Origin of the sequence: Flavonifractor sp. An10, assembly GCF_002161215.1 — a bacterium.
Classification (GTDB): domain Bacteria; phylum Bacillota; class Clostridia; order Oscillospirales; family Oscillospiraceae; genus Flavonifractor; species Flavonifractor avistercoris.
This window is the reverse complement of sequence record NZ_NFMB01000003.1, coordinates 19,786-34,241: the sequence shown is the minus strand read 5'-3', so window position 1 is coordinate 34,241 and position 14,456 is coordinate 19,786. Positions and strand designations below refer to the sequence as shown.

At 67.7% G+C, this 14,456-nt stretch carries 13 protein-coding genes; 7 read left to right on the top strand and 6 right to left on the bottom strand.

Annotation, left to right across the window (positions count from 1 at the left end; translation table 11 throughout):
- Nucleotides 1-69: 69 nt before the first annotated feature.
- The 3 genes from B5E42_RS05545 to B5E42_RS05535 form a co-directional block, all read right to left on the bottom strand.
- Nucleotides 70-2,148 (bottom strand): elongation factor G, encoded by a 2,079-nt coding sequence (locus B5E42_RS05545; RefSeq protein ID WP_087237507.1) that lies wholly within the window; start codon nt 2,146-2,148, stop codon nt 70-72.
- Between the two features lie 173 nt (nt 2,149-2,321).
- Complete coding sequence (locus B5E42_RS05540) at nt 2,322-3,749, bottom strand: hypothetical protein (protein WP_087237504.1); 1,428 nt, start codon at nt 3,747-3,749, stop codon at nt 2,322-2,324.
- Nucleotides 3,736-4,236, bottom strand: a complete 501-nt coding sequence (locus B5E42_RS05535; RefSeq protein ID WP_087237502.1) for an RNA polymerase sigma factor — start codon at nt 4,234-4,236, stop codon at nt 3,736-3,738. Before B5E42_RS05535 ends, B5E42_RS05540 begins: the two co-directional genes overlap by 14 nt.
- Nucleotides 4,237-4,434: 198 nt before the next feature.
- Between B5E42_RS05535 and B5E42_RS05530 the strand changes: the two genes are divergently transcribed.
- The 3 genes from B5E42_RS05530 (at nt 4,435) to B5E42_RS05525 (ending at nt 7,412) form a co-directional block, all read left to right on the top strand.
- The gene (locus B5E42_RS05530) at nt 4,435-5,907 is read left to right on the top strand and encodes an S-layer homology domain-containing protein (protein WP_087237501.1); all 1,473 of its coding nucleotides are present in this window, start codon (nt 4,435-4,437) and stop codon (nt 5,905-5,907) included.
- Between the two features lie 41 nt (nt 5,908-5,948).
- Nucleotides 5,949-6,092 carry a hypothetical protein gene (locus B5E42_RS19125; RefSeq protein WP_162613915.1) on the top strand — a complete coding sequence of 48 codons (144 nt, stop codon included), beginning with the start codon at nt 5,949-5,951 and terminating at the stop codon, nt 6,090-6,092.
- A 471-nt stretch (nt 6,093-6,563) separates the two neighbouring features.
- A complete protein-coding gene (locus B5E42_RS05525; protein ID WP_087237499.1) occupies nt 6,564-7,412 on the top strand; it encodes a M15 family metallopeptidase in 849 nt (282 codons plus the stop codon).
- Nucleotides 7,413-7,480: 68 nt separating this feature from the next.
- Here B5E42_RS05525 and B5E42_RS05520 read toward each other — a convergent pair whose 3' ends face one another.
- Both B5E42_RS05520 and B5E42_RS05515 read right to left on the bottom strand, forming a co-directional pair.
- A complete protein-coding gene (locus B5E42_RS05520) occupies nt 7,481-8,866 on the bottom strand; it encodes a hypothetical protein (RefSeq protein WP_087237497.1) in 1,386 nt (461 codons plus the stop codon).
- Entirely contained in the window at nt 8,863-9,333 is a 471-nt protein-coding gene (locus tag B5E42_RS05515; RefSeq protein ID WP_087237495.1) for an RNA polymerase sigma factor, read from the bottom strand. Before B5E42_RS05515 ends, B5E42_RS05520 begins: the two co-directional genes overlap by 4 nt.
- Before the next feature lie 157 nt (nt 9,334-9,490).
- On the opposite strand from B5E42_RS05515, the gene B5E42_RS05510 reads away from it, so the two are divergent.
- From B5E42_RS05510 to B5E42_RS05495, 4 genes are all read left to right on the top strand, one after another.
- Nucleotides 9,491-10,240 carry an NTP transferase domain-containing protein gene (locus tag B5E42_RS05510; protein WP_087237493.1) on the top strand — a complete coding sequence of 250 codons (750 nt, stop codon included), beginning with the start codon at nt 9,491-9,493 and terminating at the stop codon, nt 10,238-10,240.
- Nucleotides 10,240-11,058, top strand: coding sequence for an NYN domain-containing protein (locus B5E42_RS05505; RefSeq protein ID WP_087237491.1), 819 nt, complete (start codon nt 10,240-10,242; stop codon nt 11,056-11,058). The genes B5E42_RS05510 and B5E42_RS05505 overlap by 1 nt, the downstream gene beginning before the upstream one ends.
- A gap of 120 nt (nt 11,059-11,178) precedes the next feature.
- Entirely contained in the window at nt 11,179-11,562 is a 384-nt protein-coding gene (locus B5E42_RS05500) for a BlaI/MecI/CopY family transcriptional regulator (protein WP_087238247.1), read from the top strand.
- A complete protein-coding gene (locus B5E42_RS05495; RefSeq protein ID WP_087237489.1) occupies nt 11,555-13,576 on the top strand; it encodes a M56 family metallopeptidase in 2,022 nt (673 codons plus the stop codon). Before B5E42_RS05500 ends, B5E42_RS05495 begins: the two co-directional genes overlap by 8 nt.
- Nucleotides 13,577-13,595: 19 nt before the next feature.
- Here B5E42_RS05495 and B5E42_RS05490 read toward each other — a convergent pair whose 3' ends face one another.
- Entirely contained in the window at nt 13,596-14,408 is an 813-nt protein-coding gene (locus tag B5E42_RS05490) for an SH3 domain-containing C40 family peptidase (protein ID WP_087237486.1), read from the bottom strand.
- Between the last annotated feature and the right edge of the window lie 48 nt (nt 14,409-14,456).

Genomic DNA, 14,456 nt, shown 5'->3' with positions numbered 1-14,456 from the left:
GGACACGCCGACTGCCGCCGGGAAAGCACGGGCCGGGCTGAAAACAGCCCGGCCCGTGTGCATATTGGGTTAGTCAGCTTCCTCCTGCATCGCCTTGGCGGCCTCGATGGCCTTCTCCTGGGCGGCGGGCGGCGCGTCCTCGTAGCGGACGAAGTGGAAGGTGAAGGAGCCGCGGCCCTGGGTCATGGAGCGCAGGTCGATGGCGTAGCGGCCCATCTCGGCCATGGGCACCTCGGCCTCCACGATCTGGTTGCCCTCGCCGTCTGGGTTCATACCCATGACACGGCCCCGGCGCTTGTTCAGATCGCCGATGACGTCGCCCATGTAGCTGTCGGGGATGGTGACCTTCAGCTCGCCAATGGGCTCCAGCAGCACGGGGCTGGCCTGGGGCATACCGGCCTTGTAGGCCAGCTGCACGGCGGTCTTGAACGCCATTTCGGAGGAGTCCACCGGGTGGTAGGAGCCGTCGAACAGGGTGGCCTTCAGGTACACTACCGGGTAGCCGGCCAGCACGCCGTGCTGCACGGCCTCCCGCATGCCCTTCTCCACGGCGGGGAAGTAGTTCTTGGGCACGGCGCCGCCCACGACCTCCTCGCAGAACTGGAGCTCCTCGGTGTCGCCGGGCTCGAAGCGCATCCATACGTCGCCGAACTGGCCGTGGCCGCCGGTCTGCTTCTTGTGGCGGCCCTGCACCTCCACCTTCTTGCGGATCTTCTCCCGGTAGGCCACACGGGGCTCGGAGAGCTCCGCGTCCACGCCGAAGCGGCTCTTCAGGCGGGAGAGGATCACGTCCATCTGCATGTCGCCGGTGCCGGAGACCACCATCTGGTGGGTCTCAGCGTTGTTGACCCAGTTGAAGGTCAGATCCTCCTCATTCAGGCGGGTGAGGCCGGCGGCGATCTTGTCCTCCTGGCCCTTGGTCTTGGGGGTGATGGCAACGGAGTAGCAGGGCTCGGGGAAGGGGATGGCCTCCAGCTTGACCACCTTGCGGGGGTCGGACAGGGAGTCGCCGGTCTTCACCTTGTCCATCTTGCCGATGGCGCCGATGTCGCCGCACTCCAGCTCCTTGACCTCCTCGGCCTTCTTGCCCTTCATGACGTACAGGCGGCCCAGCTTCTCGGTGGCGCCGGTGCGGGCGTTGATCATCTGCATATCCGGCTTGATGTTGCCCGACATGACCTTCACATAGGAGTACTTGCCGTACTGGTCGGAGACGGTCTTCCACACGTAGGCCACGGGCAGGGCGCCGGGGGAGGGCACGAACTCGTCCAGCTCGCCCTTCTCGTTCTCGCCCATGAGGGGCCGGCCCTCCAGGGGGGAGGGGAGCAGCTCCACAATGATGTCCAGCAGCATGCGGGTGCCCAGGCCGGTGACGGCGGAGCCGCACACCACGGGGAACAGGGACAGATCCTTCACGCCGGCCCGCAGGCCCTGGATCATCTCGGCGTAGGTGAAGTCCTCGCCGGAGAAGTACTTGTCCATCAGCTCCTCGCTGGTCTCGGCCACGGACTCCTTCAGGGCGTCGTACAGCTCGTCCAGCACGGGCTTCTTGTCGTCGGGCACGTCGATCTCAATGCGCTCGCCCTTGGGGCCGGCCTCGAAGGCCCGCTTGTGGAGCACATCGATGAAGCCGATGACCTTCTTGTCCGCGTCCCAGATGGGGGCCACCACAGGGGCGATGTTCTTGCCGAACCGCTCCCGCAGGGTCTCAAAGGCGGCGTTGTAGTCGGAGTTGTCCTCGTCGGTCTTGGAGATATAGAGCAGCCGGGGCAGCTTGCGCTGCTCGCACAGCTTCCACGCCTTCTCGGCGCCCACGCTCATGCCCGCCTTGGCGGAGCAGACGATGATGGCCGCATCAGACACCTGGAGGGCCTCGATCACCTCGCCCACGAAGTCGAAGTAGCCCGGGGTGTCCAGCACGTTGATCTTACAGCCGTTATACTCAATGGGGGCCACCGCGGTGGAGATGGAAATCTGACGGCGGGTCTCCTCGGGGTCGTAATCACAAACGGTGTTGCCGTCCACGGGGTTGCCCAGCCGGACGGTGCCACCGGTCAAATACAGCATGCTCTCGGCCAGGGAGGTCTTGCCGTTCCCGCCGTGGCCCAGCAGGCAGACGTTGCGGATATTTTGTACGGAATAGCTCATAACTTTGTTTCCTCTCCTTACATTTGAGATCGTCAGCAGCGGCCCAAAACGATCAACAGCACTGCTGTTGTTCATTATACATTAAATCGAAGCGACTTACAACTGAAATTTTAGAAAAACCGCGCAAAATGCCCCGCCGCGTCAGCGGCGGGGCATTTGGAATGTCCGGACGGTCAGGAGAGGGGCACGGTCTCCCCGTTGATGGACACCAATTCCACGTCCTCCGGGTCGATGGGCCGGTCAAAGATCCAGCAGGCCCACCAGCTGTCCGAGTCGGCATAGGAGGGGGTGAGAACGGTGCCGTCGGTGAGGGTGACGGAGGGGGTGAGCTCCTCCAGCGCGGTGGAGCGGAGGGTCTTTCCGTCCTCCGGATACATGGAGTCCTGGTCGCAGACCAGGGTGAGGCTCAGGGGGGAGAGCTCCAGCCGCTCCGCCGTGATGAAGCCGTCCGATGCCTGAGCGGCGGGCAGCTCCAGAGAGAGGGGGATGGTCTTTCCCTCCACGGCCTGGAGAGGGATCTCCAGCGTCCAGTCCCCTTCGACCGGGTCAGTCAGGGTGGAGTAGTCGCCCATGACCGTGATCTCTGTCAGCAGAGGCAGCTCCGCCGGCCCGAAGCCCTCCAGGCAGTAGTCCAGATCTCCGTCCACAGGGGTGACCTTTTCCAGAGGGCGGCCCACCGCCGCGCCGTCGTCCTTGAGGATCATGGCGCTGACCTCCACATCCTCCCACACCGCATCTGGGGCGGGCCGCACCCGCACGTGGAGATTCCCGTCGGCGGCGAACCCCGCCGCCACGATGGAGTAGTCCCCGCCGGAGTCGATGGCCTGCTCCCGCTCCGGCTGGGGCAGCAGGACGGCGGCGCCGTCCTCCGTCCAGGTGCTGGGCAGAAGTTCCCCGGTGATCGGGAACCCCTCGGCCGGAGTGGTCAGCGCCTCCCCGCTGGCCGCCCAGTCAAGGGTGCCGTCCTCGCCGATGCCCACCGGTATCCGAGTGATGGTGTCCGTATTGGAGGACGGGGCGGCGCTCCAGTGGAGCACCGGACGGTGCCCGCCCAGCAGCTTCTCTATATTCAGACGGAACGTATCGCCGTCCGACACCCCCTCCCGCCCGGTGGCGGTGATCACAAACAGGGCCCTTCCTGTTTCCGGGTCGTAGGAGAGCTGCGTCACACGATAATTTCGATAGGGCCACGTACCCCTGTCCGCCAGGGACAGGGAATAGGTCACCTCGGTGTTTTCGTCCAGCCGGTTCCCCTCCAGATCCCGGGCGGTGAAGTAGATGCGCACCAGCCGGCTGTCCGCCAGGGCGACCTGGGCCTCGATGCGGATGCCCTGATCCTCACAGACGGCCTCCACCTCCACGGCGTAGGGGGCGCGGCCCCCCAGGTCGCTCCGGATGGCCTGCCAGATGGTGGGCCCCGCCGCGGCGGCGGAGACCACCAGGGCCGCGCACACAACCAGAGCGGCCGCGCCCCGGCGGGTCAGGCGGCGGGGCGGCCGCGCCCCGCTCCCGACGGCCTCCATCCGGCTCTTGGTGCGCGCCAGCAGTTCCGGGTCGGGGATGACGGCGTCCATGCGGCGCCGGTAGTCATCTTGAAACATGGCTTGTCCCTCCTTCTTCGTCCTCCAGATAGCCCCGCAGCAGCCGCCGGGCCCGCATGAGGCGCATGCGCACGGCGGACTCGCTTTTTCCAACCAGTTCAGCGATCTCCAGGGTGGAGTAGCCCTCATAATAGTAGAGGTGGACGGCCGCCCGCAGCTCCGGGGGCAGCTTGTCCAGATACCCGTCCAGCCGGGCCTCCTCCGGCTCCGGCGCGGCCAGCTCCGCCGCCGCGTCCAGAGGCTCGGTTCTCCGGCGGAACGGATTGCGCCAGTATGAGTTGGCGCAGTTGACGGTTACCCGGCAGAACCAGGCCTTTGCGTGCGCCTCACTGTCAAAGGCGGGCTGCCGGCTCACATAGCGGAGGAATACCTCCTGAAAAATCTCGTCCGCCGCGTCCCGGCTGCGGGTGCGGGCGAAGGCCAGGCGGTAGACCAGGTTGGCGTACCTGTCCACCATCTCCTCACCCCGGGTCTCCCGGGCGTTCATGGGCGATCCCCCCTTTTTCCCGTTTGGAATGGGCCCTTCCTGCTAAGAATACGCCCCGGCGGCGGCATCTGTCACCGGCAGAGGAGAAAAAGACAAAAAATTTTTTGAAAACCCGGACGGGCCTGTTAAAAATTGACAAGGAAGGGCGGATGTGGCATAATACAGGGAGATATTTTTTGAGAGAAGGAGTTGTCCCGTATGAAGCACGCCCCTCGCCTCACCGCCCTGCTGCTGACCCTGGCACTCCTGGCGGGTCTGCTGCCCGCGGCCTCCGCCGCCGCGCCCCAGCCCGCTGAGCCCCGTATCGCCGCCGACAGCGCCATCGTCATCGACTACGACACCGGCGAGACCCTGTATGAAAAGGACGCGGACACCATGCGCGTCCCCGCCTCCATGACCAAGGTGATGACCGCCTACATCATCTTTGAGGAGCTGGAGGCCGGCAACCTGACCCTGGACACCCTGGTGCCCATCAGCGATTTTGCCGCCCAGATCTCCCGCAACCAGGCCCGCTACCCCACCGCCGTGCCCCTGCCCTACGGCGGCAGCCTGACGGTGGACACCCTGCTCAGGCTGATCCTGATCCCGTCGGCCTCCGCCAGCTGCGTGGCCATGGCCGAGTACATCTCCGGCACCGAGGCGGCCTTTGTCCAGCGGATGAACGCCACCGCCCAGCGCCTGGGCATGACCGCCCAGTACCAGAACTGCCACGGGGCCCACGTCCACTACCTCACCGCCCGTTCCCAGGCCATTCTGGTGCGGGAGTTTATCCGCCGCTTCCCCCAGATCCTGGACTACACCTCCGCCACCTCTGCCACCTTCAACGGGACGACCTACCCCAACACCAACCAGCTGCTGCCCGGCCTGGCCTTCGAGTATGAGGGGGCCGACGGCTTCAAGACCGGCACCATCAACGCCGCCGGCTACTGCCTCAGCGCCACCGCCAAGCGGGACGGGCGGCGGATCATCAGCGTGGTGATGCACTCGGACAACAACACCACCCGCCACACCGACAGCACCGCCCTGCTGGACTACGGCTTTGCCAGGCTGGCCGCCGACGCCCCCTACACCGACACCGCCTTCCACTGGTCGTGGCAGGCGGTGGAGGAGCTGGACGCGCTGGGGGCGGAGCTCCACCCCAGCGGGGAGCAGTTCCGCCCCGAGCAGGCCGTCACCCGGGCGGAGTTCACCGCCATGCTGTACAGCGCCCTGGCGGCGGACGGCCAGCTGCCCCCGCTGCCCGGGCCGGAGGAGAGCACCCAGCCCGCGGAGACCGCCCCGCCGGAGGATACCGCCGGGGAGCCGGAGCAGCCTGCCCCCGAGCCGGAGCCCCCGTTCGCCGATATCGACGGCCACTGGGCCCAGGCGTACATCGAGGAGGCCGCCGCCCTGGGACTGGTGGAGGGCGACCAGTACGGCCGCTTCAACCCCGACTCCGCCCTCACCCGCCAGGACATGATGGTGCTGGTGGACAACTTTGTGGAGCTGCCCGAGGCCAACGGCCTGGGCTTTGACGACGACGGCGACATCGCCCTCTGGGCCCTGGAGGCCGCCGCCCGCACCACCGCCGCCGGCCTGTTCGGCGGCAGCGGCGGCCGCCTGTTCCCCAGCGCCTCCGCCACCCGGGCCGAGGCCGCCCAGGTGGTGAGCCGGGTGCTGGAGCTGGCATAGAGACACCGCGCCGACACTTTGAGGAGGAGAATCCGCCCGCCATGAAACGAGTGCTGTCCCTGTGCTGCGCCCTGGCGCTGCTGCTGGCCCTGGCTTCCTGCGGCAGCCGGGCCGGAGCCCTCGGCTCCCCGCGCCGGAGCCCACCTCCGCCGTCACCCCCACGCCGGAGAGCAGCCCCACCCTGACCGACCCCAACCCGTCGCCCACCCCGGAGACGGCGGTGGGACGAGGATCACGCTGGATCGGGGCCGCCGGGCTGACGGCGGCGGGGCTGGAGCTGCCGGTGAACGGGCCACCGGCTACGCCTCGGTGGAACTGGGCCTGTGGCCGGAGCCCAGCCCGACCCCCACCCTGCGGCGACGCCCGCGGCTACCCCAAGCCCACGCCCGTCCCCGCCGTGCCCACGCCGGCGCCTGTGCCCTGTCCGCCCCCGGCGGCGGACAACCCTGCCGGCGGAGAGCGCCCCGGCTGGGGAGACGGAGCCCCTCCCCCCGGAGAGCGGAAACCCGGAGAGCGCCGCCCCGGCGGCTTCGCCCGCCCTCACGCCGCCGCCCACACCGAGCCCCACCCCTTCGCCAACCCCAACTCCAACGCCAGCGCCCACACCGACGCCGGAGCCCACGCCCACCCCGGATCCCTTTGCAGGGGCCCTGGACGTGCTGGAGCCGGGGGAGGGCTTCACCATCCTCTCCGAGCAGGGCCACTGGTGGAAGGTGGAGGCCGCCGCAGGCGTGGGGTGGGTGGATCACCGCTACTGCCTGATCAACCTGCCCGACGTGATCCCGTCCATGCTCTACGACGCGGTGAATTCCTACGGGGCGGTCTACGTCAGCTCGGGGAAGGAGATCCCCGGCGTCACCGGGGAGAGCTTCTACCCCGGGGCCTCCTACAATCCCCGGCTGGATCGGGAGGAGTTCATGATGCCCATACTGTACGCCGCCGCCAAAAAGGTGTGCGCCGCCCAGCACGCCGCCCTGGCCCAAGGCAACTGCCTCAAGCTCTATGAGGCCTTCCGCCCCCGCTCCACCCAGCTGGCGGTGATTGACGGCCTCACCGCCCTGGCGGAGGAGGATCCGGAGGTGAAGGCGGGGATCACCACCCCGCCCTGGAGCATGACCTACTTCATCAACACCGGCTACTCCAACCACCAGCGGGGCTTCGCCGTGGACGTGGGCCTGGTGAAGGTGAAGCAGACCCAGGTGCGCACCACCGGCGGCCGGGAGTACCTGGCGGTCACCGACTACATCGAGTACGACATGCCCACCGCCATTCACGAGCTGAGCATGGCCGCCGCCTCCACCCTGGCGCCGGGGAGCGACACCCTTACCGACACCATGAACGACCCGGCCATCGCCCTGCGGGGCTACTTCACCGGCGCGGGCATGAGCCCGCTGGAGTCGGAGTGGTGGCACTTCAACGACTGGAACGCCAGGAATCTGGCAAAGGACAACCTGAGCACCGGCAAGTTTGAGATCAGCCGCTGTTACAGCAGGCCGCCCGCGTAAAAAGAACAGAGAGGCCCCCGCGCTGAAAAGCGCGGGGGCCGTGTGTTTTCTTTCGGGCGGGGCCGCCCTCACTGGAGGGGGAGCACCTGCCAGGGGGAAGGATCGGGCATGGGGTTGGGCACTGTCCAGGGATCTTTTTCCGTCGCGGGGAACTCAACAACGGATGTGGAGGCGCGCCCCGGCGTGCCCAAAATCAGCCCCAACGCCTCCTCCAGCGTGAGGCCGCGAAGGCTGTACTCCACCAGCACGCCGTCTCCCCAATCCACTGCCAGGGAACTCCATTGCCAGAGAGCGTCGTCCCCCGCATACTGCCGCCCCAGCCCTTGCAGGGCACTCGCTGTCACGTCCTCCAGAGCCAGATCGGCCTCTGGGTAATCACCGTCTCCGGCGGATCGACAGACAGTGACGGCAATGCTGTCCTCCCCCCGGTTCCAAATGGCGGATAAAAGGGACTGCTCCCCCCAGTTCTGCTCCGCTCGTCCGCCCTCAAAGGTAAACCCAGCCGGCAGGGCGTCCGCCGGCGGCAGCCAGGAATTCAGATCATTGTCCCGGACATCCGCCAAAGTCAGCTCTTCGCCAGCCGCTGGAATCTCGCCGGGAGTCAGGTGCTCCGTGGTGAAGCCGCCGTCCGCCTGGGCGGCATACCGCACCAGCACACAGGACAGCCAGCTGACGGTCTCCTGGTCGGGGCTGTCGCAGGTAAAGCGCACGCCCATGTCCCCGCTCAGGAGTTCCACGCAGTAGGTGTAGTTCGGCCCGCCGTCCCCGTCAGGACGGGTGTACCAGGCGGTGACGGCCACGCCGTCATAGTCCTGGACGGCGGCGTCGGGATAGGACTCGCCGCCGGGTGGGAGCTGCCCGGGGGAGAGCTCCAGGGTGAAGGAGGTATCCCCATTTTCGCCGGTGATGGAGACCATGAGGCTTTGTCCCCCGTCGAGGGACTCGCCGCTGTACCAGGCCGTGCCGTCCAGGCCGAAGCCCGACCAGAGCAGAGACCAGGGCACCTCGTCCGTGCCCCCCAGGACGGTGATGATCTCCTGGGGTGTCAGGGGCAAAACGGAGGCATCCCCTTTCCAGTCCCAGTCGATCAGGTAAGGAGAACAGTCGGTGACGTCGGCAAACTCCAGCGCCGGCACGTCAAAAAAGCCGTGGGGCTGGCCGTCGAAGGGATCCTCCACCACCAGAGTGTGCTCCGTCTCCGCCGGGGCGGGGGTGATCACAGCGGGCGGGTCGGCCACCCCGGCGGTGGGGTCGGGCTGATAATGTGCGGCGTACCGCCACGCCTGCCAGCCGCCGAAGAAGGCCAGAGCGAAGCAGGCGGCCAGGGCCCCGGCCCCGATCCAGCGGCGGGCGGGGCGGCGGGGGCGCTGGCCCCGCTCCGCCGCCTCCAGCACCCGGTACCGCAGGCCGGACGGGGCGTGGATGCGGTTCATATAGGAACGATAGCGGTTCATTCCGGTTCTCCTTTCAGCAGCCTGCGCAGCTTGTCCCTGGCCCGGGACAGGCGGGAGCGGACGGTGCCCTCCCGCTGGCCGGTCATGGCGGCGATCTCGGCGGTCTGATAGCCCTCGTAGTAGTACAGGTGGATCACTGCCCGATCCCTGGGCGGCAGGGCCTGGACGGCCTCCAGCAGTTCCCGCTCCTCCCGGTCGGCGGCGGGGTAGGTGTCCAGCAGGGGGGCGGTGCGCCGCCGCCAGGGAGACCGCAGGCGGCTTTTGCAGCCGTTCACCGTCACCGCCAGCAGCCAGGCCCGCTCATGGGCGGCGTCCGGGAAGTCCGGGGCCTTTTCCCAATAGCGCAGGAAGGCGTCCTGCACCGCGTCCTCCGCCTCGTGGGCGTCCCCCAGGACGGCCAGGGCGGCGCGGTACAGGGTGGTTTCATATGCGGTGATCACTTCTTCCAGCCGGTCGGGGTCTGTCATCTCTCCGCCCCCTTTCACCCCTATAAACGCTTTGGCGGGGCCAAATGCTGCGCCGCCGGAGAAAAAATATCCGGCCGCATTGTCACGGCCCCGGGAATTATGGTATACTCATTGTAACAGAAATCTGTGAAAAATCGAGGAAGCGAGGCTGACATCCATGGAGACAGGCATCAAAGCGGTGGTTCTGGCGGCGGGGAAGGGCACCCGCCTGCGCACGGAGGGGGTGGATCTCCCCAAGGTGCTGCGGCAGGCGAGGGGGAGGGCCCTGCTGGACTATGTGCTCTCCGAGCTGTCCTTCCTGCCCCGGGAGGACATCGTGCTGGTGGTGGGCTACGAGCGGGAGAAGGTGACGGCCGCCTACCCCGACTATCTCCACGCCGTGCAGGAGCCCCAGCGGGGCACCGGCCACGCCGTCCAGTGCGCCCGGGAGGCCCTGGCCGGCTTTGCCGGCAGCGTCCTGGTGTGCTACGGCGACATGCCCCTGCTGCGGCGGGAGACCTATGAGTCCCTGATCGCCACCCACAGAAAAGAGGGCAACGACTGCACCCTCCTGTCCGCCGTGTCCGACGAGGAACTGCCCTACGGCCGCATCGTGCGCAGGGCCGACGGCGCCTTCTCCCACATCGTGGAGGACAAGGACTGCACCCCGGAGGAGAAGGCCATCCGGGAGCTGAACGTGGGCGTGTACGTGTTCGAGGCCGGGCCTCTGTGGGAGGCCATCGACCAGCTCCAGCCCAACAACGCCCAGGGGGAATACTACCTCACCGACGCGCCGTCCTACATCCTGTCCAGGGGCGGAAAGGTGGGGGCCTGCCCCACCTGCACCCCGGAGGAGATGCTGGGGGTCAACACGGTGGAGCAGCTCCGCCAGGTGGAGGAAATCGTGGGCAGACGGGAGGGCCGGTAATGTCGGAGGAAATGGATCTGCGCCTGGCGGTGCTCATTGACGCGGACAACGCGCCCCGCTCCGCCCTGGGGGACGTGATGGCGGAGATCGCCGTCTACGGCACCCCCACCATCAAGCGCATCTACGGGGACTGGACTACCCCCAACCTGGCCTCCTGGAAGCCCCTGCTGCTGGAGAACGCCATCACCCCGGTGCAGCAGTACAGCTACACCACCGGCAAGAACTCCACCGACTCGGCCATGATCATCGACGCCATGGACATCCTCTACGGCGGCCAGGTGGACGGCTTCGTGCTGGTGTCCAGCGACAGCGACTTCACCCGTCTGGCCATCCGCCTGCGGGAGGCGGGGAAGAAGGTGTACGGCATGGGGGAGAAAAAGACCCCCAACCCCTTCATCGTGGCCTGTGACAAGTTTGTGTATATCGAGGTCATCCGCTCCGCCGCCGAGCAGGCCCGGGCGGAGGAGAGCGCCAAGGCGGCCCAGGCCGCCAAGCCTAAAAAGTCCGCCGCCAGGAAGAAGACGGGCGAGGCCCCCGCCCCCCAGCCCGAGCCGGAGCCCGCCTCCAAGGTGCCCCAGGACATCGTCACCCTCATTGCCGACTCGGTGGAGATGATGGCCGACGAGGACGGCTACGCCCAGCTGGGGGAGGTGGCCAACCTGCTGGTGCGCAAGAAGCGGGACTTCGACCCCCGCAACTTCGGCTTTTCCAAGCTGAGCAAGCTGGTAAAGGCTCTGCCCCGGTTTGAGGTGGATGTGCGCCAGGGCAGCCAGCCCAACGCCACCTACTTCTTCGTCCGGGACAAAGAGGGGAAATAAAACAGGAAGGCCCGCGGCTATGCCGCGGGCCTTCTTTTTGCGGATTTCCCTTGACAATTTGGTTAGACAATTGTAAAATAAAATCAGGAATAAGACAGATGTCTAATTGGGGGGATGACCATGGACGTGCTGGAGCGGCTGCCCGACGCGGAGCTGGAGGTCATGCAGGCCCTGTGGGCGCAGAAAACCTATCCTGCCGCCTCCGGGGAGCTGATGGAGGCCCTGGCGGGGAAGCGGTGGCGGATGCCCACCCTGCTCAAGCTCCTCTCCCGGCTGGAGGAGCGGGGCTTTGTCCGCCGGGACAAGGACGGGCGGAGCAACCGCTACACGCCGCTGGTGCGCCGGGAGGACTATCTGGCCGCAGAGAGCCGGGCATTTCTCCAAAAGCTCCACGGCGGCTCCCTGCCCAGCCTGGTGGCCGCGCTGATGGACAGCAAGGCCATCTCCCAAAAAGATCTGGCGGAGCTGGAGGACATTCTGAGGGGAGGGGACGGCGGTGCGTGACTTTCTGTTCTCCCTGTTCGAGGTGAGCCTCACCATGGGGGCGGTGACCGCCCTGCTGCTGGCCCTCTCCCCGGTGTGGAAGCGCCGCTTCCGGCCCCAGTGGCGGTACTGGGCCTGGCTGCTGGTGGCCCTGCGGCTGGCGGTGCCCCTCAACATTCCCCTGCCCCAGGCTCCGGTGACGCTGGAGGCCCCCGCGCCGGTGGAGCTGTCCGCCGCCTGGGTGGACGAGGGGGCGGAGGGCCTCCAGGGGGTGGAGTTTGCCGCCCGTCCGGCGGAGGACTTGCCCGCCGACAGGCAAACCGGCACATCCCAGGCGGAAGGAGCCGGTGCGTCCCCCGCCGCCACCGGGTTCTCCCTCACCCTGGCGGAGGCGGCCTTTGCCGTCTGGCTGGCCGGCGCGGCCGGGGTGCTGGCGGTACAGCTGGCCCGGTACGCCGCCTTCCGGCGGCATACCCGCCGGTGGAGCGCCCCGGCGGGGGAGTACGAGGGCATCCCGGTGCAGATCTGCGCCCTCCTGTCCGCCCCGGTGCTGGTGGGGCTGGCGCGGCCCCGCATCCTGCTGCCCGAGGGCCTCACCGGGGAGAAGCGGGCCTACGCCTTGGCCCACGAGGCCGCCCACGCCAAACGCCGCGACCTGTGGTACAAGGCCCTGCTGCTGTGGGTGTGCGCCCTGCACTGGTTCAACCCCCTGGTGTGGGCCCTCCGCCGCTCGGCGGAGCGGGACGTGGAGATCTGCTGTGACGCCGCCGCCCTGGCCGGAAGGGACGAGGGCTGGCGGCAGGGCTACGGCGCTGCCCTGCTGTCCTTCGTGTCCGCCCGGCCTGCGGCGCCGCTGACCAGTCAGTTCGCCGGCGGCGTCCGGGGGCTGAAGGAGCGGTTCCGGGCCCTGGTGACCGCCGCGCCCGCCCGGCGGGGGCGGCTCGCCCTGGCCCTGGTGCTGTGCGCCGCCCTGCTGGGGGGCTCTCTGGTGGCCTGCCAGCCCCAGGAGGCCCCGGAGGAGACCACCCCGTCCACAGGCACGCCGCTGGGGGAGGTCACAGACCCTGACGAGCTGGCCGACGGCACCTACTGGGCCACCCTGCCCGCCATGAACTGGTGGGCGGCTGGCGAGGACAGCCCGGAGCTGAGTTTGATCCTGGTGGAGCTGGATCCGGACACCATGACCATCACCGGCGGCTACCTGGAAGGGGGACAGGCGGTGACCCTCCCGGTGGCGGAGGACGTGGAGCTGGGCAATCACGGGGACAACGGACTCAGTAACTTTTTGACGTGGTCGATGCTCTCCTCCTATTACCCCATGGTGCTGGAGGTGGAGGTGACCGGCGGGGAGATCACCGCCATGACCTGGCACGACGCCAAGCTGTCCGAGGGGACACCTCCGGTCACGGCGGTGGAGGTGGCGGCGGTGGTGCACGGGGTGGATCCGGAGGCGGGCACCCTCACCTATGCCGTGGATGACGGGAACGTGGGGGCGGACAGCCAGTGGCTCACCGCCTCCGTACCCCGGAGCAGCGCCGTCAATCTGGAACTGCTCCAGGCCCGTGTTGCGCCCCTGAGCAGCTGGGGATTTTCCTGCACCCTGCTCGTGCAGGCGGACGAACAGGTCGTTGGGCTGAAGGCCGGGCCGCTGTACGACGGGGTCTATTACATCGGCCGGATCGGAACCGTCACCGCCACCCTGGAGGAGGACGGCTCCATCGCCGCCTTCGACGCATGCCTGTATCAAATGGATCAGGAGACCCAGCAGTTCACCCGAACCACGCAGGAGGCGGAATTCCGCCTGGCCTGGCTGGATGACAGCGGGCCGGAGCCCCGCTACCGCCCATATGAGGACATCGCCCTCTGCAGCGAGGACGGCACCCCCTATGAGGGAAGCGTAAAGGATTTCCTTGACCAATATACGGCAGAGATGGACGAGGCATATCCGGATATCCTCGACATCCGCCAGCCCACCCTGCAGCTCACGGTGGAGCTGGGCGTGGTCACCTCCATGACCCGCCTGCCCGCGCCGTAGGGGCGGATGCTGTCCGCCCCTACAGGAGGGGGAACACGCTGCCCACGGCCAGCAGCTTCTCCCGCAGATCCGCCCGGAAATCCGGATCAGCCGGGTTGAGGCTGTTGATCACCACCCCGTCGCTGCCCGCCTTTGCGGTGGAGTGGATATACCTGTCACCCCCCAGGCAGAGGGCGATGTGGCCGGGGAAGTAGAGCAGATCCCCCGGCCTGCGCGCCTCAAAGGGAATGGGTTTGGCGGGAAAGCCCTCCACCAGCCGGGCGTCCCGGTAGAGGGACACTCCGCAGAAGAACCAGGCCATGAAGGTGAGGCCCGAGCAGTCAATCCCCAGGGGGGACTTGCCGCCCCAGCGGTACTGGGTGCCCAGGTAGGCCCGGGCCGCCTCCACCGCCCGCTCCCGCAGCCGTTCCTCCGGCCAGTCTGGCGGCGTCTCGTAATATTCTGTCAGAAGGCTGCGTTTCGTATAGCCCTCCCGGCCGTCCGGGAGGGCTATTTTCTGCCAGCCGTCCGCAGGCGCTCCTGCGGGAATCACCAGGGAGCCCCGGGGCAGGGTGTCCGCCGCGGGGCGCTCCACCTCCGGGCCGCAGAGCACGTCGGCAAAGGGGGCGCGGAGCAGCAGCTTCTCCCGCCCCGCCCAGCTGCCGGCGGGGCGCAGGCACTCCCGCCGGGCCCAGCCCTCATAGCGGTAGGCGGTGCGCACCCTGCACCAGCCGGTGGACAGCTCCTCCAGAATGTCCGCGCTCCAGCCGCACAGCAGCTCGTCCACCCGCTCCGCCCCGGCGCTGGCGGCGGCGTAGAGGGGGCATAAAGGGACGGATACCACAAATTCCATACAAAACCCTCGCAATCTGTTCCAAAAGCTGGTATACTATAAGAAAGT